We start from the raw sequence: 23,410 nt of genomic DNA on the forward strand, positions 1-23,410 counted from the left end.
GTTGCCATATCTTAATGCCGTCACATTTGTTCCGTTGGGTGTGATTCTCGCTTGGTTGTTGGTGCCAGCTGGAATTAGTCCAGTCTGGGAAGGTCTTAGCTATGGTCTCGGTGCAGGAGTTGGGAGTGTAATCGGAGGGCTGATCCTAGCTTCTATTGACATACATATGTGACTAAGCCGGTCTCTGGCCGACTGTCTCACTCCTCGAATTTCTCCAGCAGTCGCTCGTAGAACCCATCGCCGTCTTCGGCCAGTTTCTCGACGATCAACTCCGGTGTCGAACGGGCGAGTTTCCCCTTCACTGGCGAGCGGTCGACGATCAACTCGCCGTCTTCCAGGCCGACGGCCTCGATGCCGTCGACGGCGATCTCGGTTGCGGCGACGTCACGGATCTCGCCCGCCAGGTGGGAGACGAACACGGCCGTCGCGCCCCGCTGTTCGAGGGCTTCGAGGATGCCGGCCATGATGTTCGCGCTCGCGCCGGGTTCGGTGATGCTCTCCAGTTCGTCCACGAGAACGAGCGTCTCCCGGTCCGCGGCGACACCGGTGACGAGATCGCCGAACTCCCGAAGCGTCGTCTCGAAGGCCCCGGCATCGAGGGTGCCCTGGGTCTTGGCGTAGTAGTGGAATTCGTCGATCCGCCCCACTCGGGCGGCGTCGGCGGGCACGGGCAGCCCCATGTGTGCGAGGACGACCACCAGCGCGATGAGATCGAGCGTCGAGGTCTTCCCGCCGCTGTTGACCCCCGACAGCAACGCGACACCGTCGACGTGGTAGTCAATCGGCTCGACCTCGCCGAAGGGCACGTCCAACAGCGGCGAGCGCCCGCCCTCGATGGCGACACCTGTTGTCGGTGCGCCCGCGTTTTCGTCCGCCTGCGAACCGTCGGGGGCAGCGACATCTCCGATCGCAGGTAGCGTGCAGTCGAAATCCGCGGCGAAGCGGGCGACCGCAAGTTCCATGTCCAGTTCCAGCGCCGCGTCCACGAGCGCCTCGGCGTCCGCCCGGAGGTCAGCGAGATTGCCGGCCAGTTCTCGCTTCAGGCGGGCCGCACGCCGGTCGCGAGCCGTCGTCAGTTCCTCCCGCAGGCGAGCGACGACGTCCTCGATGTGCTCGACCGGGTAGGTCGGCTCGTCGGGAAACGCACGGCGGGCGATGGCTTCGGTGTCCTGCAGTTGTAGGGTGTCGATCAGATGCTCACGGGCAGCCGCGATAGCGGCGTCGTACTCGTCGGCGAGCTCGCGAGAGAGCAGCGAATCGACGCCCGCGCCGCGCTCGACCAACGAGAGCAGATCTGTGCCCTCGATAGTGACATCGCGCTCTTCAATGGCCTCCCGGAGATGGTCGTTAGCGACCGACTCAGCGGTCGAGACGGCGGCATCCAGATCGTCGACGGCCGTCGCAAGCCGATTTAGTTCGTCGTCACCGCGGGGCCGGCCGTCCTCGTCCAGCGTCTCCAAGGCCGACTCGAGCGTGTCCAGACCACAGGGGGGATCGAGGTCGGCCGCGCGGTGGACCGCGACGGCCGCCCGTAGCGGCTCGCGGTTGGCAGCGAAGAAGGCGAGCGGGCGCTCGGGGACGACTTCCTCGGGCCGCTCCAGGGCGTCAGGTTCGACTCGCACGTCGCCCTCGATGTCGACGCCCGCGAACTGTTCGTCCAGCACGACGACAGTCGCGTAGCTGCGGGCGAGTTCGGCGACCTGTCGGGTGTCCTCGACGACCTCGACGCTGACCTCCGGGATGGCCTCCTTGGCCTCGGCGTAGCGCTCGGCGTCGCTCGTGGCGAGACAGCGATCCCGGACCCGCACGTCACCGGGGACAGAGAGCGGCTCGACTCCGGCGAGTGCCTCCAGTATCGCAGGGTCGGGATCGCGCTCGATCGCCGCGCCGGTGAACGACCGCACTTCCCGGATCCGGCTCTCGGTGGCGCTGGGATAGAGCGTCTCCAGGCGGGCGGCCGCGTCGTCGGTGACGGTCCGCGCTTTGAGTAGCGCGATCGCGTCCCGGTAGATCTCACGGGCACGGTCGGTCGCCAGAAAGTCGCCGTGGTCGCCGTGGCGCCGTCGGATCGCACCCCGGGCGATGCGAGCGGCCCGACCCTCGCTGATCCCCGGGGCGCGAGCGAGCGCGGCGACGTCACCTGTTTCGAGTGCGCGCTCGGGATCGTCGAGCTGCGAGAGCGCCTCGGCCGTCTTGGCTCCGACGCCAGGCACCGACTCCAGGTCCATTATCGACCCTGTATGTAGCCACCCCCAATACACTTTTTCAGTGCACGCGCTCGGGGTCAGAAGATCGAAGCCTGCTGGTAGACGTCGATGCCGTCGAGCGTGATGTCATAGGGCTTGGTCGCCCGGGAGTGGTTGGCGTTGCGGATCTTCTGGATCTCGATCGCCAGACGCGTCTCCTGGGTGTCCCCACGGACGTACTGCAGGACGAACACGGCGTCGGTGAGATACTCGATGATGCCGTGCCGGGACGCGTAGGGGTTGTCCTCACTGGCCTCGCTGACGAGCATCGTCGTAACCCCGGCCTCCTTGAGCGACCGCGTGAAATCGAACACTTCCGTCCGGCGTTTGGACTGGTCGTCGTACATCATCTCCAGCAGCGACACCGAGTCCAACACGAGTCGTTCGGCGTCGAACTCCCGGATGAGTTGCGGGAGTTCGCCGCGGATGTTGTCCAGACTGTTGGCCATCTCGACGGGGTCGAGGTCGACGATCGCGAGGGAATCCTCGCGTTCGTAGCGGTCGAACTCCCAGCCGCGCTCGTTGGCGGTGTCGAGGATCGCCCGGCGGCTCTGCTCGAGCGTGATGAACACGGCGTTATCGCCCTGTTGGAGCCCGTGATAGAGAAACTGCAGGCCGAAGGTCGTCTTCCCCGTCCCGGGCGCGCCGATCGTGACCATCAGGTGCCGTTCGGGAACGCCGCCCTGTATCATATCGTCGAGCCCGGAGATACCCAGATCGATCCGCGGGATCTCCGTCTCGAAGTCCTCGTCCTCGAAGTCGTCCGAATCGCCGCCGTCTCCGGGGCCGGCGTTGCGCATCGCGCTCGCGAAGTCGTCGTCGAACAGCGATCCGCTACCTTCGGCTTCCCCGGACGCGATCGGATCGTTATCGCTACTGAACGGGTCGTCCGTCTCGGTGTCGGCGAACTCCGCTGTCTCGTCTGTCCCAGAGACGCTGCCACCGCTCTCGAACGAGCCCTCACCCGTCCCGAAACTGTCGCCCTCGGTCGCGGCACCGTCGAACGGGTCCGCATCGGGGGCGTCGGACCCTTCGAACGGGTCCGCGCCGGTCTCCTCAGACCCACCGGAATCACCGTCCTCGAAAGCGTCTGTCTCGTCTTCCTCGAAGGCGTCTGTCTCGTCGTCTTCGGGAGCCTCCTCGTCGGAGACGGGATCGTCCGCAGCGTCCGCATCAGTCTCGTCCTCGAAGGCGCTCTCGAACCAGTCGTCGTCGCTCATCGACGGACACCACGGCCGTTGGCCATACCTACCGTATTATCCTTCGGTGAATTAAGCTTGTCCGTGGGAGGAGCAGTTCGCCTGGCTTTATTCGTCTGGATGAACAACCCTCCCGGGTATGCAACTCGGGATCGTCGGTCAGAAGGGGAACCCACGTGCACAATCGCTCGTCGAGGCCATCGGCCGTAGTTTCCGGGACGACGGCGTCGAGGTGCTCGTCGACTCGGTGACGGCCGAGACCCTCGCGGACGAGCAAGGCCGAGGGTACGGACCGAGCGGCAGCGAGCGGTTCGAACCCGACGCGATCGCGGTACAGGATCTCGACACCTGCGATCTGGTCGTCTGTATCGGCGGCGACGGAACCTTCCTCTATGCGGCCCGCGGCGTCGGCGATACGCCAATCATGGGCGTCAACCTCGGCGAGGTCGGCTTCCTGAACGCCATCGCGCCGGACGACGCGATCGAAACGGTCCACGAGGTGGTCGACGACCTCCGGACGGACGGCGAGACATCCACACGGGAGATGTCCCGCGTACAGGCCAGCGGCGAGGGCTGGGAGCTGCCGCCGGCGCTCAACGAGGTCGTTATCCAGGGGCCCCAGCGCGGGCACGGCAACGGCGTCGGCGTCACTGTCCGCGTCGACGGCTCGCTGTACACCAGCGGCCACGCCGACGGCGTTCTCGTCGCGACGCCGACCGGCAGTACGGCCTACAACCTCAGCGAGGCCGGCCCGCTGGTGCATCCCGACGTCGATGCGCTGGTCGTCACCGAGATGGCCGCCGAACTGGAGATGCCGCCGCTCGTCGTCGGCGAGGACAGCCAGATCACCGTCCGCGTCGAAGGCGACGACAGCGCGACCGTCGTCAGCGACGGTCGGGTCTCCCGGGACATCGACACGCCATCGCAGATCACCCTGCAGCGAGCCGAGGACAGCGTCCGCGTCGCAGGCCCGCCGCTCGATTTCTTCACTGCGCTGGGCAAGCTGGAGTAGACTCTCTAGCGACTACCGTCTGGCCGTGACATACAGGATGGGCGCGGCGAAGACGAGCACCAGTCCGAGAGACTTGTACGCGATCGGCTCGCTCAGAAGGCTGTTTTCGGCCGCAACGAGCATCGACGTCGGTGTGGCGACGAAGATGACACCGAACAGCCCCGACTGCAACGCCAGCACCTTCCGCGAGCGGACGACCAGCGCAGCGACGAGTGCCAGCCCGAAAACCAGCAGTAGCGCGTCCCCGACGTTGTACTTCAACAGAAAACTATCGATCGCCTGCAGCGGTACTGGCGTCGCCATACCTGCTATGCAGTGGCCGCGTTTCGCTGTTTAAACTTCCGCTAGCGGCAACCAGTGAGATCACTATCCGGTCGATCTAGCACGGACTCACGACCGACCGTATGACAGGAACGTATTTACGGCCTATTGCCCAGAAACGAATATGGAACTGACCGACAAGCGACTGCTCGTAACCGGCGGTGCCGGCCTGATCGGGACGGCACTCACCCGGCGGCTGGTGGCGGACAACGAGGTGCGCGTGGTCGATGACCTCTCGAACGGGATCCGCGACGCCGTGCCCGAGGCGGCGACGTTCGTCGACGGCGACCTCACCGATCCGGACGTGGTCGCGGACGTTTTGACGAGCGATCTCGACGCGGTCTTTCACCTCGCGGCGGACAAGTACGTCGACGCCGACCGCCCGCGCGAGCAGTTCGAGGTCAACGAGGCGATGACGTACAACGTGCTCGAACGGATGGACGAGGTCGGCGTCGACAACGTGCTCTTTACCTCCTCGTCGACGGTGTACGGGGAAGCACCGCGGCCGACGCCCGAGGATTACGCCCCGCTGGAGCCGATCAGCGAGTACGGTGCAGCCAAACTCGCCGAAGAGGGGCTGCTGTCGGTCTACGCGAATACGCGCGGGTTCACCGTCTGGAACGTCCGGTTCGCGAACATCGTCGGCCCCCGATACGGCGCGGGTGTCGTCCCCGATTTCGTCTACAAACTCCGGGAGAATCCGGACTCGCTGACCATCCTCGGAGACGGACGCCAGGAGAAGTCCTACATGTACCTCGCGGACTGCATCGACGCGATGTGCCACGTGGTCGAACACACAGACGGCGGGATGAACACGTACAATCTCGGAACCCGGACGACGACGTCGGTGACCCGGATCGCCGACATCGTCAGCGACGAGATGGGACTGGATCCCGAGTACGAGTACACCGGCGGCGACCGGGGCTGGGACGGCGACGTGCCCAAGATGCGACTCTCGATCGAGAAACTGTCCGCGCTGGGCTGGGAACCGTCGTACGCGAGCGACGAGACAATCCGCCAGGGAGTTCGGGATCTGCTCGACAGTCCCGAGAACGAGCCACACTTGCGTTGAACGGCGGGTGTGGTCGAATCGAGACGGTCGACAAGCTCTGGGACGAGGCGGAACGGATTTGGTGGTCTCGCCGATAGACCGGGCGTGGACGAGACGATCGACTGGCTTCGCGAGCGCCCGTACTACGACGGCCAGATCGCCGCCGAGCGAACGCTCCCGGGTCGCGACGCGACGTTCGCGGACGTGGAACTGGACGCCCGGGTCGGGAGCGTCCTCGAATCGGCGGGCATCGACAATCTCTACAGCCATCAGGCAGAGGCAATCAACGCCATACGGGACGGCGACGACGTCGTGCTGGCGACGCCGACCGCCAGCGGGAAGAGCCTCGCCTACACCGTGCCGGCGTTCGAGCGAGCCCTGGAGGACCGACGGACGACGCTGTACGTCGCGCCCCAGGTCGCGCTCATCAACGACCAGGCCGAAACGCTGTCGGAGCTGGCTCGGGGGCTCGGGTTCGCTTCGGGGGTCACCGTCGATCGATACACCGGTCGGCTGTCGAGAAGCCAGAAAGAGGACGTGCGCGAGCGCCAGCCGACCGTCCTGTTGACCACTCCCGACATGCTCCATTACGGGATATTGCCCCACGCCCACCGGCTGTGGGAGTGGTTTTTCGATCGACTGGAGACGATCGTCCTCGACGAGGTGCACGAGTACCGCGGGATCTTCGGCAGCCAGATCGCGCTCGTCCTGCGGCGACTCAACCGCGTCGTCCAGCGATTCAAAGGCGACGGTCGGGGACCGGGCGAGACGGTCGAGCAGCCCCAGTACGTCTGCTGCTCGGCGACGATCGGGAACCCGGTCGAGCACGCCGCGACCGTCACCGGACAGGACCCGGACGCGTTCACGCTCGTCGATCGGAGCACCGCGGCGACGGGCCCGACTCACTGGCTGCTGTGGAATCCCCCGACGTACGACCACGGCGGCGGAACCATGGGTCGTCGCAAGTCCAGCCACACCGAGGCAAAGCGGCTGTTCGTGGACCTGCTCCAGCGCGGGCTCCAGACCGTCGTATTCACGTCCTCCCGGCAGGTGGCCGAGCGATACGCGACCGAGAGCGCCGACGCGTTGGTCGATCGCGGCGAACACGACCTGGCGGCGGGTGTCGGGGCCTACCAAGCGGCGCTGGGAAGCGACCGCCGGCGGGAACTGGAGAGCGGGCTGCGCGAGGGGTCGATCCGCGGGCTCTGGAGCACGAACGCGCTCGAACTCGGCGTCGACATCGGCGGACTGGACGCGGTTGTCCTGGACGGCTATCCCGGGACGCGGATGGGCGCCTTCCAGCAGGCCGGTCGCGCCGGTCGCGGGACCGATCCCGCGCTGGTCGCGCTCGTCGCCAGCGAGGATCAACTCGACCAGTATCTCATGTCCAACCCCGACGCGCTGTTCGAGCAGGAGCCCGAGCGGGCAATCTCGAACCCGGACAACGAGCAACTGCTCCCCAGGCACGTGCTGGCGGCCGCCAGGGAGAACTGGCTCAACCCCGACGACGACGCCCACTTCGGGACTCGATTCCCGGCCGTCGTCTCCGATCTCGAAGCCGCGGGCGAACTACAACGCCGGGAGACCGACAGCGGGATCCGCTGGACGTACGCCGGCGACGGCAGCCCACAGCACGAGATGTCCCTTCGAAGCGCCGACGATCGGGAGATCACCCTCCAGGCCCGGAATCGTGAGGACCCCATCGCGACGCTGCCGCTCGGCGACGCTTTGCGGGACGCCCACCCCGGCGCGATCTACCACCACCAGGGGACGAGCTACGAGGTGACCGATCTCGATCTGGGGCACGACGTGGCCACGCTCCAGCGAACCTACGCCGACTACTACACGAAGGTGTTACACGACAAGGAGATCACGGTCGAGCGCGACCGCGAGGAGAAGCCCTTCCCGACGCGCGAGGACGTGACTGTCCGGCTCGCGGACGTGACCATGCACAAGCAGATCACGGGCTTCGAGCGGCGGGATCGGTCCTCCGGGGAGGTCCTGGGACGCGAATCGCTGGATCTGCCCGAGACGAGTCTGGAGACGACGGCGCTGTACTACACGCTCCCGCCGGCGCTGACCCGACACCTGGAGACGCTGGGCGATTTCGCGGGCGGGATTCACGCCGCCGAGCACGCCATGATTTCGCTGTTCCCCTTCGAGTTTCTCTGCGATCGACGGGACATCGGCGGGCTCTCGACGCCGATCCACCCACACACCGACCGCAGCACGATCTTCATTTACGACGGCTACCCCGGCGGCGTCGGACTGGCCGAGAGCGGCTACGAGACGATCGGCGACCTCGCGTCGAGGACGCTGGAACTGCTGCAGTCCTGTGGCTGTGCGGACGGCTGTCCGGCCTGCGTGCAGTCGCCCCACTGTGGCAACGCGAACGAGCCGCTTGACAAGGGCGTCGCGACCGCGCTGCTGGAAGCACTAGCCGAATGACGGTCGGGGTGGATAGCGTCCGTCGGGTCCCTACCGCGTCACGAGCAGGACGCCGGCGCTGACGACGAGGCCACCCCCAGCCCCCACGAGCAGGGCGAACGGCAGGTCGGCACGCATGCCGTAGGTGAGGACGAACAGTCCGAGAAACGTCGTGCCGAACGCGCCGCTGGCGAACGCGATGCGGAACTCCAGGCTCCCCGGCGTTGCGGCCAGCCCGACGTACGTAGCGGTCATCGTGGCCGCGCCGAACCCGAGGCCGATCGGCATGCTGATCACGCCGGGGTCGGGAAAGACCGTTCCGAGCGCGGTGGCGGCGGCCACAAACACGAGCGCGAACACGGCGATTCCCGCCGAGGTCGAGAGGACGGCGTCGACGTAACTCATCAGTCGACACGTCGAACGAACGCGGCAAATAGCTTCTGACGGACAGGATGCCGTAGCTGTTTTGTACGCACGAACCGTCGCTGCACGTGACAGGAATGACGGACGACACTCACAGCGGTCGGGAGTACGGCCGCGTCGTGTTCGTCCTCGGCAGCGTGCTCGCGGTGCTGGTTGCCGGCGCGCTGTTGCCGACGCTGATCGGCCCGCTCGGGGCGGCACCGCTCGAATCGCTCATCTCACCGCAGAGCGGGGCCGGCGGAGACAGCGGGGGGCTCGGGGCGCTCAATCCGGGCGACTCGACCGATATCGGCGGGTTCAGCAGCGACGGTGACACGAACGCGCTACAGTCACAGAGCACCGAGACGCACTTCACGGTCACGGCCACTGAGGGGGCCTACTGGCGGACCGGAGCCTACGACACCTACACGGGGAGCGGCTGGGAGCGCACCGGCGAGACGACCGCCTACGACGGCGGGATCAAGACCGACGGACTCGCCGGCGAGGAGATTACCTACCAGGTCGAGCTACGGCGAGCGGCGACGGCACTGCCGACGGCCTGGCGCCCGAAGACGGTCGACGCCGGGACGCCGATCGAGGTGACCGACCAGCGGGCGATTGCCGCACCGCGCGGTCTCGCAGCCGGAACGACCTACGAGGCGACCAGCGTCCGCCCGTCCAGAGACGCGGAGACGCTCGCGGCCGCGGGCGAGGAGTACCCGACGACGATCGAACAGCGGTACACGCAACTACCGGGATCGACGCCCGACCGACTCGGTGCGTTCACCGATCAGTTGACCAACGACACCGAAACGCAGTACGAGACGGCAGTCACCATCGAGCGATGGCTAGAGACGAACAAGGACTACTCGCTTGGCGTTTCCGCGCCGGGCGGCAACAGCGTCGCCAGCGATTTCGTGTTCGGGATGGACGAGGGGTACTGTGAGTACTTTGCGACGTCGATGGTCGCGATGTTGCGCACACAGGGTATTCCATCCAGATACGCCGTCGGGTACTCGACCGGCAATCAGACCGGCGAGAACACCTACACGGTCCGGGGGATGAACGCCCACGCCTGGACGGAAGTGTACTTCCCGGACGTCGGCTGGGTCAAATTCGATCCGACGCCCGGCCAGGAGCGGCTTGCGACCGAACAGCGGGCAATCCAGGAGCAGGAAGGAATCACGAACTACGACCCCACCGAGGAGGGGAGCCCGGGCGAGCAGTTCAGCCCAGACGAGTCCGGAACGCCCGACGACCCCACGCAGGACGACGGCGATCCCGGAACCGATCCGGGGGACGACGGTCCGGGAATAGATCCCGGTGACGGTGACGGACCAGGCTCCGGTACCGGCACTGACACGGGCGGTGAGAACCAGTCGGGGCCGTACGACGTGTCGCTGTGGGGGGATCCCGTGCCTGGAACGGACGTGACGGTACGGGTGACCCGTGACGGCGAGCCGGCGAGCGGCGTCGTCGTGCGCTTCAACGGTGAGCCGATCGGGACCACTGCCCGCGACGGCACCATCACCGGCCAGGTTCCCTACGAGGCGCCGACGCTGAACGTGACGGTGCAGGCGCAGTCGACGGCGTCGATCGACGCGACGGCTCCTGCGATCAGGGTGGACGACGACCGCAAGTACGCGCTGGACTCGCCCGTGGGGGACGAACCACCGCCGACCGCGAACCGCAGCTTCGAGGTGCCGACCAACGCGACGCTGTCAATCGCCGGGACAGCCGTGACAGGCGAGACGGTCACGCTGACAGCGACTGTCGCCGGGGAGCCCGTGCCGAACGCGACGGTCGAGGTGGACGGCGAACCGGTCGCGACAACCGACGAGAGCGGACGCACAGACGTGACACTGCCGGCGGATCCCGGTTCGACGACGGTCTCGGTTCGGCGGGGTGCGGTCGCCGGGAACCGGACGCTCCGGCTCGCGGCACTGACCGTCGAAGCCGAGCCGCAGCTGCCGGTCGCGCTGCCCTGGACCGGCGTGACCGTCACGGCCGAGCTCGGTAACGAAACGGTCTCCGGTGTGCCGGTCTCAATCAACGGCGAAAGCGTCGCGACGACCGGTATCGACGGCACGGCCGCGGCGTCGCTGCCGTTCGCGGACAGCGCGTCGCTGGCCGTGAGCGCCCACGGCCAGCGTGCGACAGCGACGGTGGGAGGCCTCTGGCGGAACCTGGCGGTCCTGCTGGGCACGTTCGCGGTGGCGGTCGCCGGAGCCGTCTTCGCGATACGGCGGGTCGACGTTCGCCTCGGGGCGATACTCGATCGGCTCGTCGGGACCGTCCTGGCGTTGCCGCGCTATCTGCTGGTCGGACTCGTCACCGGCGTCGACAGGGTCGTCGACGGAATCGACCGCGCACTCGAAGCGGGGCTGGACGGGCTGCGTTCGCTGTGGACAGGGGACAAACAGGCGATTTCGGCAGCGATCCGACAGCGGATCGAGACGGTAGCTACCAGGATCCGGTCGATACGGTCGGGGCCGGAGACGGCCAGCCGGACGGAGATGTCATCCGCACGGGTGACGATCCGCGAGGCCTGGGAGCGGTTGCTCGATCACGTGTCGGTTCGCGACCCGGGGACGAAGACGCCGGGCGAGATCGCCACGCACGCGGTCGATCGCGACGGACTCCCGGCGGACGCGGTCGCGACGCTCAGAGACACCTTCCGCGCAGTCGAGTATGGAGCCCGGTCGCCCGAACAGCGCCTCGAAGCCGTCCAGTCCGCCGTCGAACAACTCGACGGTGAGCGCGAACGAACGGACGACGAACGACCGGACGAGCGATGAGCCGGATCCGAACGCTTGTCGGAGTCGTCGGCCTGCTGGGCGCAGCGGTCGCGCTCGGGCTCGTCGTCGCACCGGGATCGCTCGCGTCGATCCGGCCGGTGGCCGTCCTGACGGACGCGCTGCCGGCTGGCAAACCCGATCTGCTGTTGCTGGGACTCGGCGCGGTCGTCGGGCTGGGCGCGGTGACGATCGCCTACTCCGTGAGCGGCGACGGACGGGCCGGCCCGCTGGTCGATCACCCGCCCGAAGCCGTCAACGCGCGGACGCCGTCCCGGCCCGGACGGGCGTTCGACCGCCAACTCGCCGGGGACGGCGAATCGAACGTTCGGGAACCACTCCGGGCGGCCGCGGTCGAGACGCTCGTTCGCCGAACGGGCATTGATCCGACGGACGCCAGCGAAGCCGTCGACCGCGGGACGTGGACGGACGACCGGGTCGCGGCGGCGTTTCTGGGTGCGCCCAGCCAGTCGCTGGGTGCCAGGTTGCGCCGCTGGCTCGACCCGGACGGCGAGCGGCGACGGCGCGTCGAGCGAACGATCGCGGCGATCGAACGGGTGCAACGATGACCCGATACAGCCACCACAGATGGAGCGTCGGCCTCGCAGCCACCCTGTTGCTGGTGAGCGTCGGGCTGCTGTACGGCTCGTCGGCGCCGTTCCTGCTCGCGGTCGTCCCGCTGGCCTATGTGGCCTACGGGGCGCTGTCGAGCTACCCCGAGCCGGTCGTCGGCATCGAGCGATCGCTCTCGCCGGAGACGCCGACGCCCGGATCGACCGTGACCGTCGCAGTGACGGTCACCAACGACGGGGACCGGACGCTCGCGGACGCGCGAGTCGTCGACGAGGTCCCGGACGAACTGGCAGTCGTGAGTGGGACCCCGCGGGCGGGGTTGTCGATCCCACCCGGGGAATCACGGACGTTCGCCTACGAGGTGATGGCCAAACGCGGGGAGTACGCGTTCGGGTCGCCGACGATCAGGGTGCGGTCGATCAGCGGGTCACGCATCGTGACCGAAACTGTCGAGCCCAGCGGGGCGAGCACGCTCACCTGCTCGACGACAGTGGAGGGGACACCGCTCGAGCGGACGGCACGCGAGCGGACCGGGACGCTCCCGACCGATTCGGGCGGGCCGGGACTGGAGTTTCACTCGACGCGGGACTACCGGCCGGGCGATCCGATCAACCGGCTCGACTGGCGTCGCCTCGCCCGGACCGAGGAACTGTCGACGGTCAACTTCCGCGAGGAACGTGCCACGCGCCTGATCGTCGTGCTCGACGCACGAGCGCCGACCCGAATCGCGCCCCATCCGGGCTACCCGACCGGGGCTGGACTGGCGGCCTACGCGGGCGAACGCGTCTACGAGGCGCTGCGGTCGGCCGGCCACCAGGTCGGCGTGACGGCACTCGGGCTTGAAAGTACCGACCTCGCGAGTGAGGGGCGGCTACCGTGGGTCGAGCCGCCGGCGGAAGGGGGCTCAACCGCGGCCGCGCGGACGCTGTTCGAGGCCGCTGCCCGCGCCGAAAGCAACGCGAGCGAGGTCCCGGACCCGACACAGCGGACGGAGGACGCGACCGAGAGCGCCTTTGGCGAGCAGTTGCTGGCCAGACTGACGCCCGGAGCACAGGTGCTCGTGGTATCACCGCTGCTCGACGAGGAGCCGGTCGCGCTGACGGGGACACTCCGGACCCACGGCGTCCCCGTGACGGTGTTGAGTCCTGACGTGACAGTCTCTGACACAGCCGGCGGTCGGCTGGCGGCGGTCCGGCGTCGAAACGCCGTGACGACGCTGCAGTACCGCGGCGTGACCGTCATCGAGTGGCCGCCGACCGAGTCGCTGGAGGTCGTGCTGGATCGATCGCTCCCGGCGGTGATACCATGAGCGAGACAGTAACCGACACCGACGCGGCAAATGGGACGTCTGACAGCGTCGGGAACACGAAACCCACCGGCGGTATCGAGCGTACGACGGCCGCAAACGGTGCCGAAGACACGACCGAGCGGCCGACGCGGCTGAGCACGGCCGTCGTCGTGGGCCTGACGCTGCTGGTGACGGTAGAGCTGGTCACAGCTGTCGGCCTGGGCCAGCGAGCGACGTACGGAGTGGTCGGTGCAGTCGCACTCGCGGCCGTGCTCGGACTGCTCGCAAACGACCGACTGGAGCCGATCGGCGTCGCGCTCGTCGGCCCGGTCTTCCCCGTCGTGTCGCTCGCGGTGATCGCCGGTGCTGGAATTACGCTCGTAGCGCAGTTACGGAACGCGCTCTCCGTCGGCTCGGTATTCGTGGTGCTGGGGGCGACGGTCGCCGTCTTCGGGGCCACGCTGGCCGTTCGGGACGTTCTCTCTCACGACGCGCTCGCCCGGGCGGTCGCTGCCGGCGTGCGCACGACAGTCGTCGTCGCCACGGCGGCGGTCGGGGCGCTCGCGATCCGGTTCGGGCCGGCCAGGACCCGAGCCGGTCCGGTGCTCGGCGACATCGTGACGTGGGTGTTCGCGCCGACAGCGCCGGTCCCGCTCGCGTCGTTGCTGGCCCTGACTGTCGCTGTCGTGTCCCTGACCCGGACGACAGTCGTGGCGCTGCCGATCAGCGAGTTGCTCGGCGACCGGGTCGGCGAGCCCACGCGAGCGAGGCTGTCGCGGTTCGATCGTGCCCTCAAACTGACCGCGCCGCTGGCGCTGACGGTCGTCGCCGCGGCGGTCGGGATCGAGGCAGTCGCGACGGAACCGTACGGGTGGCTTCCCGGCGGTCTCAGGGAGTTCCTCGGCGGGCTGGCACGCGCCGAAACGCTACGGCTCCTGCTCGTGGACGCCGTCGTCGCCGAGGGACTGATCGTCGCCACAGTCACGGGCCTCAAGCGAGCGTATCGTGGCTCCGGGCGTGCGGCACTCGTGGGGACGCTCCCGTACGTCAGCGGCGCCCTGGTCGTCGCGGCGGTACTCCAGTACCGGGAGCCGTTCGTCGCGGCGATGATCGGGGAGATCGAACGGCGACTGCCGATACAGCTACTCGATGAATTCAGACGGCTCTCGACGCAGGCCATCGATCTCTACGGCGAGGCCGCGATCGGGCTGATGGTCGTGACACTGTTGTCCGGACTGACGCTCGTCGTCGTACTGGCACTGTTCGTGAGTTCGACGTTGGGCGTGCTCACCGAGCGGGCGAGCGGAGCCGGACTCGCCGGGGCCGGCCTGTGTCTCGTCGCGGCGTTCGCGTCGACGCTGGGGGTGTCACTGCTCGTCGCGCTGGCCGGCGTCGTCGCGGCCTTTGTCGTCTGGGACACCGGCACGTTCGGCGTCACTCTCGGAGCGGAACTCGGAGACAAAGCGAGTACGGTACGGACCGAGTTGGTCCACGGCGGCGCCACAGTGCTGATCGGGGCTGGAGCCGCCGGCGTGGCGATCTGGCTCGACCGTATGACTGGCCCGGTCACGGCCAGCGGCGTCCCCGTCGTGGTGGCGCTGGTCGGCGCGATCGGCGGTCTGTTGTTGCTCGCGGTCGCCAGCCGCTAGGTGTCCGCCACGGCGGGCACCGGAACCTCCTCGAGAACGTCCGCGAGCACGTCGTCAGGTGCGACGCCGCGGACGCTGGCCTCTGAGGTGAGCACGAGCCGGTGGCGAAGCGTCGGTCCGGCGACGCGTTTGACGTCGTCCGGTACGACGTAGGTCCGCCCGGCCAGGACTGCGTTCGCACGGGCCGTCTCGAAGAGTCGCTGGACCCCGCGCGGAGAGACACCGACGTCGACCCGCTCGTCCTCCCGGGTCGCCCGTCCGAGATCGACCACGTAATCACGTATCTTCCCGTCGACGCGAATCGTCTCGGGAACGGTCTGGAGTTCGGTGACGGCCTGCCCGTCGAGCACCGGCTGGATGGTCGGGATCTTGGCGTCGCGGTCGGCGCGGCGGTCGATGAGTTCCCGCTCGCCGGCCCGTTCCGGGTACCCCATCTCTGCTTTGACCGCGAAGCGATCCCGCTGGGCCTCCGGCAGGGCAAAGGTTCCCTCCTGTTCGATCGGGTTCTGGGTCGCGATGACGAAAAACGGGTCCGGCAGTTCGTGCGTGTCGCCGTCGACGGTGACCTGGCCTTCGCCCATCGCTTCCAGCAGCGCGGCCTGGGTTTTCGGTGGCGCACGGTTGATCTCGTCGGCCAGCACGACGTTCGCGAAGATCGGCCCCGGCGAGAACTCGAAGTCGCCGGTCGATTTGTCGTAGATGTGCGAGCCGGTGATGTCCGCGGGCAACAGATCCGGCGTGAACTGTACGCGGCGAAAGGACAGCCCCAGCGCGTTCGCGAAGGTCCGGGCAGTCAGCGTCTTGCCCGTCCCGGGGACGTCCTCGAGGAGGACGTGTCCGCGGGCGAGAATCCCGGTCAGAACCGTTTCCAGGAACTGTTCGTCGGCGATGACGGCTTCGCCGACCCGGTCGAGTACGTTCCGGCAGGCCAGCGCCGCGTCCTCGGCGTCCATAGCGGCGGCTAGTGCTGGGTTGGCCTAATACTGACGGTCGGGCCCACTATCAAAAGTGATGAACGAGGGTGACCATTAAGAGCCCGCTCCAAGGATATACGGATAATGTCGAACGCAGCCGACCGCGACCGCGTCGAAGAGCAGCTCACGGCCGTCAGTGAAACGCTCTCGCTGCCGAGCAGCACCGTGCAGATCACACGCGTCCGACTCAACCAGCTCGGATCCGAGCCGGAGATCGAGGACAGTTCGCTGGCGATCGTCGGTGCGACGACGCTCGCGCTGTCCGCACGCGAGGACGGCCTGCCGGTGACAGTCTCGGACATCGCGGACGCATGGTCGGAGGCCCTGGAGGGGACGACGATCGATCCCGGCGCGATGACGGCACTGTTCGACGATATCGCGTCGAACCTGGACATCGAGGGAGTGCCGCCGGAGCCGCGAGCGTTGATCGAGCGGTTCGGAACCGAACTCGATCTCCCCGACGGGATCGTCGTCGTGGCGAAGCGGATCCTCGAAGACGCCTTCGACGCCGACCCGCAGGCGATCGCCGGCGGCACCTCGCCCGCCGGGACCGCCGGTGCGGTGCTCTATCTCGCCGCCCACGTCAACGACATCGACGGCGTCGAGGAGGACGCTCTCGGCGACGTCACCGACACGAGCCAGGTCACCGTCCGAAACCGGTACAAGGAGTTGCGCGACCTGCTGGGCGAGGACCGCCTCGAGACCGCACAGCGATACCGGCTCGATCCCGACACGGGAGCGCCGATGGCGACCAACAGCGGGGCCGGTGGCGACGAAAACAGCCAGGCAGAATCGGAGACCGGCGATGCCGTGGACGCGGGCGACGGCGAAGGGAGCTCGGCAGTCGAAGACGGGGACAGCACGAGCGCGACGGCCGGCGGAGGCGGCCCCCAGACGAGAGACGGGGCGGAACTGAGCGATGTCGTCGGAGAGCTGTTCCCCGCGGAGCTCCCGACGACCGATCGCGTCGCAGCGGAGGGGGACGCTGACGCCCAGGTGGTCGAGGACGAGCTGGACGCGCTGGCCGAGAGGGGCGTCGTCGAGCGCAAGCGTGCCGGTTCGACCGACGTCTGGTTGCCCGGAGACCGGGACGTGCTCGGCCCGGACCTCACCGAGGACGCCGTCCAGCGAGAGGTAGACACGATCGCCGAAGCGCTCGATCTCGACGCGTCGATACGGCTGTTCGCCCGCGGGCTCGTCAGCGACGTCGTCGAGGACGTCGACGTCGAGAACGCGGACGAACTCGGCGGCGCGGCGCTGCTTGCGGCCTGTCGGATCAACGACGCCGAGATCGAGGCCAGCGAGATCGCCGAGGCGGGAGCGTTCCGGAGTCGGGCGCTGTACGACTGGCTGGAGACGCTCGAGGCGGCGACCGACGTCGACATCCCCACAGCGGACGCCGAGACCTACGTCGACCGGCTCGCGGGCGCGCTCGATCTCAACGAGTCGGTCCGTACGGAGAGCCTGCGCGCGCTCGAACAGTACGAGCCGCGGCTCGACGAGCGCGAGTTCACGCCGCCGGAACTGGCCGCCGGCGCGACCGTCTTCGCTTCGACGGTAGGCGGAGCGGGCGTCGAACCGGAGGAACTGGCCGACGCGAGCGGTGCCGACCCGGAATTCGTCTCCGAGGCGACTAACGCCGTACTGGTCTCGCTGTGTCTCGGCCTCGTCCAGGAGGACATCGACTACGAGGAAACAGCCTGGACAAGTGACCTACTGGATTCGGAGCTGTCTCCGGAGTTCGGCGACTCGGAGACCGGCGCGGCGATCGCGCTGGCGAAAGCCTACGCCGCCGGCCGCGAGTCTCAGCCCGTCGACGAGACCACCATCGACGTGCTGGTCGGCCGCTGACTCATCTGGCAGTCAGTTATCTCTGTTTCTCAGTTAATCAAAACGTAAAATCTCTCTCTTTAATTAAACTACAGTCCGATGCCCAATTGCGGAGTCCGCAACACGTGCTTCTGACAGATTGACGCGAACTCGCGGACTCCCTGCTGTATTCACTCGATAGACAGCGTGGCGTCGAGACGCCACGAGCCGACGGCGAAACCGTCAGCACCGAGATGCTCTCGGTGAATTAATACGCGTCGACGGTGATCCTCAAAGCGAGAATGGCCGACGACGACATCGACGACATCGCGGACGCACTGGGTGCGGTCAAGGCGGGGACAGATCTCTCGACGCTGCCGGTCAAATCGGTCAGCGACGACGGCAACGTCGTGCGAATCATCCTCGAGACGCCGGCCGGGAACGTCTTCGAACGCGAACTGAAGCGTCCACCGGTGTGGGGTCCTAACTGCGATCTGAAGACGCTGCTTTCGGCCTACGATCTCGGCCCCGACGAGGTGGAAGCTCTGGAGGGGACGGACCTCCCCGTCCGGCGGGAGGTCGCCGACGGGCGGCCGCGGTTCGAACTCGACCTCGACGCGCTCAACGAGAGGAGTGCGTAACACGCACCGAATTGCCCCGCCTCGACACCGGCCTGGAGCCGACGCGCCGGAGATGGCAGCCGGTCGCGATACACCGCTTCGCGTATCAATTCGTCTGTGAACACCAACCGTGACATGGCCAGTCACTGCTGTTCAGTCGTGCGGTTTGTCCCAGTTAACTCCGTTTTATCGGTCGAAAACGGAATCAAAGCGGGCGTAACCGGTCGGAAGGCCTGACCGGTTCAAGGGGGTGTAGCGACTGGATCGGGTACGATGAACACGGAACGACTCGCACTGCTCGCGGTCACACTGGCGCTGCTCGTCGGTGGGGTCGCGACGCTGCTGGCACCGACGGTCGTCTCCGGACCGGGCGCAGCCCCCGGTCACGCGGACGCGGTGACGACGATCACTGCCGACGCCGGTCTCGGCTCACTGTTCGGAATCGCGCTGTGGGGAGTGACGATTCTCTTTGGCGGTACCGCACTCCTGTGGGTCGTGTTGACCTACGTGATCGGCGCGGGGTACGAGGCCCCGCCCGTCGAATACGGCCCCGAAGCAGTACAGGTCCGGATTATGACTGTCGACGCCGCCGCGGTCGTCCAGGAGACGGTCGACTCGCTCCCGGACGGGCTTGACGACGTACACGTGATCGCCGAGGAAGCTATCGACGTGGCCGGCGCGAGCGTCCACGTCGTTCCCGAGGACTTCGAGTCCCGGGCCGTCCGGAAGGGCCGCGCCCAGGAGTGGGCGCGTCGAGCGATCGACACCGACCGGGAGTTCGTCCTCTACCTTGACGAGGACAGCGTCGTCGAGTCCTTCGAGGGACTTCCCGACGCGGACATCGTCCAGCTTCGGGAGCAGCCGCGGCGGACGGATTCGAGTCTGAGCTTCCTCGCGGACGTCTACCGGATGGGCGTCCAGATCGAACAGCGAGCGTTCGCGCGACTTTCGATCCCGCTTTTCGCCTGGGGCGGCGGGATCGCCGTCCGGAGCGACGTCGAGGACGCGGTCACCTGGGATCGGGAGACGCTCGTCGAGGACACCGCCTTCGTCTGGGCGGCTTTCAGTGAGTACGACATCGACTTCGCGCTGTCGGAGTCGGTCTGTCGCAACGAAGCCCCGCCGTCGCTGTACGAGATCGGCCAGCAGCGCCGGCGCTGGTCGGCCGGCAACGTCCAGGCCGCGAAGTTGCTCCCGCGTCGCTACGAGCTGCTGACCCGTGTCCGCAATTACGCGTGGGCGCTGTCGCCGATCGTGACCCTGCTCGTGTTGCCGCTGTCGATACTCGGCGCGTCGGTCGCATACGGCGGCGCGCTGCTACTGGCATCGGTGGGGCTGGGGCTGTTCACGGCCTTCTGGTTCCTCCGCGGGGTCGCGTACTACGGGGAGGGCCACGCCGGCTGGCTGCTGGCGCTGCCGCTGGCTCCGCTCGTGACCGTCGTCCACTCGATGGGGACCGTCGCCGGCATCGTCAACCCGCCCGAGCACTTCCGGGTGACGACGAAGGTCGGCGGGGATTGACAGTCGTCCACGAACGCTGTCGCTCCCGAAATCGTTTTGACCCGCGCGGGCGCACCGTCAGTATGCCCACTGACTCCGACACGGGGTACGACCCCACACTCGGGAACAAGTTCGTCTTCGTGACCGGCGGGGTGATGTCCGGTCTCGGCAAGGGGATCACGGCCGCCAGCACCGGCCGACTCCTGAAAAACGCCGGGTTCGACGTCACCGCCGTCAAGATCGACCCGTACCTGAACGTCGACGCAGGCACGATGAATCCCTTCCAGCACGGCGAGGTGTACGTGCTCAAGGACGGCGGCGAAGTCGACCTCGATCTGGGGAACTACGAGCGATTTTTGGACGAGGACATGACCTTCGATCACAACGTGACCACGGGGAAGACCTACCGGCACGTGATCGAGAAGGAACGCGCCGGCGACTACCTCGGCAAGACCGTCCAGATCATTCCCCACATCACCGACGACATCAAACGACGGATCCGCGAGGCAGCGGAAGGAACTGACGTCTGTCTGGTCGAGGTCGGCGGCACCGTCGGCGACATCGAGGGGATGCCCTATCTGGAAGCACTGCGGCAGTTCGCCCACGAGCAGGACGACAACGACATCCTCTTCGCGCACGTGACGCTGGTGCCCTACTCGAAAAACGGCGAGCAAAAGACCAAGCCGACCCAGCACAGCGTCAAGGAATTGCGCTCGATCGGCCTCCAGCCGGACATCCTAGTCGGACGGTGCGAGGACCGACTCCACCCCGACGTCAAGGAGAAGATCGCGCTGTTCTGTGACGTGCCGACGGAGGCGGTCTTCTCGAACCCGGACGTCGAGGACATCTATCACGTCCCGCTGATGGTCGAGGAGGAGGGCCTCGACGAGTACGTCATGCAGGAACTCGGGCTGGCCGAGCGCGCGCTGCCCGAAGACGAACGCGACAACCAGTGGCGGAAACTCGTCACACAGGAGACCACCGGCGAGGTCGACATCGCCCTCGTGGGGAAATACGACCTCGAAGACGCGTATATGTCCGTCAACGAGGCGCTGAAACACGCCGGCCTGGAGAAGAACGTCGACGTCAACGTCCGGTGGGTCGATTCGGACAAAGACGACGTCACCGAGAGCGCGAACCTCACCGAGGCCGATGGGGTCGTCGTCCCCGGCGGCTTCGGCGCTCGCGGGACGGAAGGCAAGATCGAGGCGATCCGCTACGCCCGCGAGAACGACGTGCCGTTCCTGGGGCTGTGTCTGGGCTTCCAGATGGCCGTCGTCGAGCACGCCCGGAACGTCCTCGGCTACGGGGAGGCCCACTCCGCGGAGATGGACGAGGAGACGCCCGATCCGGTCATCGACATCCTGCCCGAACAAGAGCACACCGAAGATATGGGCGGCACGATGCGGCTGGGCGCTCACAAGACCGACATCACACCCGGGACACTCGCCGAGGACATCTACGAGTCGACGGTCTGTACCGAACGACACCGTCATCGCTACGAGGTCAATCCCGAGTACTTCGAGGACTTCGCCGAGACCAGCATGGTCTTCTCCGGGCGTGCCGGTCGTCGGATGGAGATTCTGGAACTCGACGATCACCCCTACTTCATCGGAACGCAGTTCCATCCGGAGTTCCGCTCGCGACCGACGCGTGCCTCGCCGCCGTTTGTCGGCCTGCTCGAAGCGGTGCTGGGCGAACGGGACTGGGCGGACCAGCAAGAGATCGAAGTCTGAGAGGATAGCAGCTCCCCGTGGTCGTCACCTTCTTTCCGAACCGGACCGAAGCGGCGCCTATGAACTACGACGGGTCACGCGATCTGTACGATCGTGCGCTGTCGGTCATGCCCGGCGGCGTCAACTCCTCGGTGCGGGCCACACAGCCGTATCCCTTCTTCGTTCAGAAGGGTGACGGCGGGCACGTGATCGACGCCGATGGCAACCGGTATATCGATTTCGTGATGGGGTATGGACCGCTCTTGCTCGGCCACGACCTGCCCGAGTCGGTCCAGTCAGCAGTCCAGCGACGCGCCAGCGAGGGTCCGATGTACGGCGCGCCGACCGAGGTCGAGGTCGAACTCGCGGAGTTTCTCGCCCGACACGTCCCGAGCGTCGAGATGGTCCGGTTCGTCAACAGCGGCACCGAGGCGACCGTCTCGGCCGTCCGGCTGGCTCGCGGGTACACCGGCCGGGACAAGATCGTCATCATGGAGGGGAGCTACCACGGCGCACAGGAATCGACGCTCGTCGAGGGCAAGCGCGACGAGACCGCCCCGTCCAGTCCGGGGATCCCCGAGAGTTTCGCCGAGCACACGGTCACCGTTCCCTTCAACGACGAGGACGCAGCTCGCGAGGTCTTCGAGGAACACGGCGAGGACATCGCCGCCGTCCTGACCGAGCCGATCCTGGGCAACCACGGCATCGTCCATCCGGTCGAAGGCTACCACGAGACGCTCAGAGAACTGACAGCGGAACACGGTGCACTCCTGATATTCGACGAGGTCATCACGGGCTTTCGCGTCGGCGGCCTCCAGTGTGCCCAGGGGACGTTCGGCGTCGAGCCCGATATCACGACCTTCGGCAAGATCGTCGGCGGCGGCTTCCCGGTCGGGGCGATCGGCGGCAAAAGCGAGATCATCGAACAGTTCACGCCCGCCGGGGACGTGTTTCAGTCCGGTACCTTCTCGGGCCATCCCGTGACGATGGCCGCCGGGCTCGAAACCCTGCGCTATGCCGCCGAGAACGACGTCTACGAACACGTCAACCGGCTGGGTGAGGAGTTGCGCTCAGGTATCGCCGATATTCTTGAGGATCAGGCACCGAACTACACCGTCGTCGGGACTGATTCGATGTTCAAGGTTATCTTCACCCGCGAGGGGGCGTTCGGCGACGGCCACTGTGAGGGTGGCTGTACGCAGAATCCGAGTTGCCCGCGCTACGAACACTGTCCCAAGAACGGGGCCGACGTCGACCGCGCCGAGACCGAGCGCTGGGAGCGGCTGTTCTGGCCCGCGATGAAAGAACAGGGCGTGTTCCTGACCCCGAACCAGTTCGAATCACAGTTCGTCTCGGCCGCTCACACCGAGGCCGACATCGAGGAGGCACTCGAAGCGTACAAAGAGGCACTGTAACGGCTAGTCGTCAATATCAGCAAGCCAGTCGGCGGTCTAGCTCACTCGAAGAGGTACTCGTCGCCCTCACCGATCGCGATCGCAGCCCCGACGGCGAGCAACGCGACGCCGGCCGCGAGCAATCCGATCGCGATGGCGAGATTCGATTCCGCCAGCAGCGTCACGGTACCCGCAACGAGAGCCAGAAAGCTCGTCGCGAGGACGACCGCGAAGACGACCGATCGCTGACGACCGTGTTCGTCCGATTCGACCAACTGCTCATCGCCGATTTCGACCATATTCTGTGATATACGATCATTCATGAATAATGTTGGGGCCCGGACGCTGTCGGTTTACTGTCCATCGACCACGATCCGATAGTGACGTGCCCGCTCGCTCCGATCGTCGCTCGCGCAAAAACGTGGTTCTCGCGAG

At 67.0% G+C, this 23,410-nt stretch carries 18 protein-coding genes; 12 read left to right on the plus strand and 6 right to left on the minus strand.

What is annotated here, in order from left to right; all coding sequences use genetic code 11:
• Window positions 1–197 precede the first annotated feature (197 nt).
• Both HSEST_RS11460 and HSEST_RS11465 read right to left on the minus strand, forming a co-directional pair.
• Window positions 198–2,228, minus strand: coding sequence for a MutS-related protein (locus HSEST_RS11460; protein ID WP_229121063.1), 2,031 nt, complete (start codon window positions 2,226–2,228; stop codon window positions 198–200).
• A gap of 56 nt (window positions 2,229–2,284) precedes the next feature.
• Window positions 2,285–3,466, minus strand: coding sequence for a KaiC domain-containing protein (locus HSEST_RS11465; RefSeq protein WP_229121064.1), 1,182 nt, complete (start codon window positions 3,464–3,466; stop codon window positions 2,285–2,287).
• A 118-nt stretch (window positions 3,467–3,584) separates the two neighbouring features.
• Between HSEST_RS11465 and HSEST_RS11470 the strand changes: the two genes are divergently transcribed.
• Window positions 3,585–4,457, plus strand: coding sequence for an NAD(+)/NADH kinase (locus HSEST_RS11470; RefSeq protein ID WP_229121065.1), 873 nt, complete (start codon window positions 3,585–3,587; stop codon window positions 4,455–4,457).
• 12 nt (window positions 4,458–4,469) lie between these two features.
• Here the strand turns inward: HSEST_RS11470 and HSEST_RS11475 are convergent, their stop codons facing one another.
• Window positions 4,470–4,760, minus strand: a complete 291-nt coding sequence (locus HSEST_RS11475; protein WP_229121066.1) for a hypothetical protein — start codon at window positions 4,758–4,760, stop codon at window positions 4,470–4,472.
• Between the two features lie 142 nt (window positions 4,761–4,902).
• Here HSEST_RS11475 and HSEST_RS11480 point away from each other — a divergent pair, with 142 nt between their 5' ends.
• Window positions 4,903–5,850 carry an NAD-dependent epimerase/dehydratase family protein gene (locus HSEST_RS11480; protein ID WP_229121067.1) on the plus strand — a complete coding sequence of 316 codons (948 nt, stop codon included), beginning with the start codon at window positions 4,903–4,905 and terminating at the stop codon, window positions 5,848–5,850.
• A gap of 84 nt (window positions 5,851–5,934) precedes the next feature.
• The gene (locus HSEST_RS11485) at window positions 5,935–8,277 is read left to right on the plus strand and encodes a DEAD/DEAH box helicase (RefSeq protein ID WP_229121068.1); all 2,343 of its coding nucleotides are present in this window, start codon (window positions 5,935–5,937) and stop codon (window positions 8,275–8,277) included.
• A gap of 30 nt (window positions 8,278–8,307) precedes the next feature.
• Here the strand turns inward: HSEST_RS11485 and HSEST_RS11490 are convergent, their stop codons facing one another.
• Window positions 8,308–8,661: a hypothetical protein gene (locus tag HSEST_RS11490; protein ID WP_229121069.1), complete on the minus strand. Its 354-nt coding sequence runs from the start codon at window positions 8,659–8,661 to the stop codon at window positions 8,308–8,310.
• A gap of 95 nt (window positions 8,662–8,756) precedes the next feature.
• Here HSEST_RS11490 and HSEST_RS11495 point away from each other — a divergent pair, with 95 nt between their 5' ends.
• From HSEST_RS11495 to HSEST_RS11510, 4 genes are read left to right on the plus strand one after another with little or no spacing between them, the layout of a single operon-like run.
• Window positions 8,757–11,456, plus strand: coding sequence for a DUF3488 and transglutaminase-like domain-containing protein (locus HSEST_RS11495; RefSeq protein WP_229121070.1), 2,700 nt, complete (start codon window positions 8,757–8,759; stop codon window positions 11,454–11,456).
• Window positions 11,453–12,022 carry a DUF7269 family protein gene (locus HSEST_RS11500; protein ID WP_229121071.1) on the plus strand — a complete coding sequence of 190 codons (570 nt, stop codon included), beginning with the start codon at window positions 11,453–11,455 and terminating at the stop codon, window positions 12,020–12,022. Before HSEST_RS11495 ends, HSEST_RS11500 begins: the two co-directional genes overlap by 4 nt.
• Window positions 12,019–13,335 carry a DUF58 domain-containing protein gene (locus HSEST_RS11505; RefSeq protein WP_229121072.1) on the plus strand — a complete coding sequence of 439 codons (1,317 nt, stop codon included), beginning with the start codon at window positions 12,019–12,021 and terminating at the stop codon, window positions 13,333–13,335. Before HSEST_RS11500 ends, HSEST_RS11505 begins: the two co-directional genes overlap by 4 nt.
• Entirely contained in the window at window positions 13,332–14,963 is a 1,632-nt protein-coding gene (locus tag HSEST_RS11510; RefSeq protein ID WP_229121073.1) for a DUF7519 family protein, read from the plus strand. The genes HSEST_RS11505 and HSEST_RS11510 overlap by 4 nt, the downstream gene beginning before the upstream one ends.
• Here HSEST_RS11510 and HSEST_RS11515 read toward each other — a convergent pair.
• Window positions 14,960–15,916: an AAA family ATPase gene (locus HSEST_RS11515; protein WP_229121074.1), complete on the minus strand. Its 957-nt coding sequence runs from the start codon at window positions 15,914–15,916 to the stop codon at window positions 14,960–14,962. The two genes, HSEST_RS11510 and HSEST_RS11515, sit on opposite strands and share 4 nt — an antisense overlap.
• 105 nt (window positions 15,917–16,021) lie before the next feature.
• On the opposite strand from HSEST_RS11515, the gene HSEST_RS11520 reads away from it, so the two are divergent.
• From HSEST_RS11520 to hemL, 5 genes are all read left to right on the plus strand, one after another.
• Window positions 16,022–17,788 (plus strand): hypothetical protein, encoded by a 1,767-nt coding sequence (locus tag HSEST_RS11520; protein ID WP_229121075.1) that lies wholly within the window; start codon window positions 16,022–16,024, stop codon window positions 17,786–17,788.
• A 260-nt stretch (window positions 17,789–18,048) separates the two neighbouring features.
• Window positions 18,049–18,387, plus strand: a complete 339-nt coding sequence (locus HSEST_RS11525; RefSeq protein ID WP_229121076.1) for a hypothetical protein — start codon at window positions 18,049–18,051, stop codon at window positions 18,385–18,387.
• Window positions 18,388–18,639: 252 nt separating this feature from the next.
• Window positions 18,640–19,887, plus strand: a complete 1,248-nt coding sequence (locus HSEST_RS11530) for a glycosyltransferase family 2 protein (protein ID WP_229121077.1) — start codon at window positions 18,640–18,642, stop codon at window positions 19,885–19,887.
• A 62-nt stretch (window positions 19,888–19,949) separates the two neighbouring features.
• Complete coding sequence (locus HSEST_RS11535) at window positions 19,950–21,602, plus strand: CTP synthase (protein ID WP_229121078.1); 1,653 nt, start codon at window positions 19,950–19,952, stop codon at window positions 21,600–21,602.
• Window positions 21,603–21,661: 59 nt separating this feature from the next.
• Window positions 21,662–22,996, plus strand: a complete 1,335-nt coding sequence (gene hemL / locus HSEST_RS11540; protein ID WP_229121079.1) for a glutamate-1-semialdehyde 2,1-aminomutase — start codon at window positions 21,662–21,664, stop codon at window positions 22,994–22,996.
• Between the two features lie 41 nt (window positions 22,997–23,037).
• Here the strand turns inward: hemL and HSEST_RS11545 are convergent, their stop codons facing one another.
• Window positions 23,038–23,274, minus strand: a complete 237-nt coding sequence (locus HSEST_RS11545) for a hypothetical protein (protein ID WP_229121080.1) — start codon at window positions 23,272–23,274, stop codon at window positions 23,038–23,040.
• Between the last annotated feature and the right edge of the window lie 136 nt (window positions 23,275–23,410).

It is taken from the genome of Halapricum desulfuricans (assembly GCF_017094465.1).
Lineage (GTDB): Archaea > Halobacteriota > Halobacteria > Halobacteriales > Haloarculaceae > Halapricum.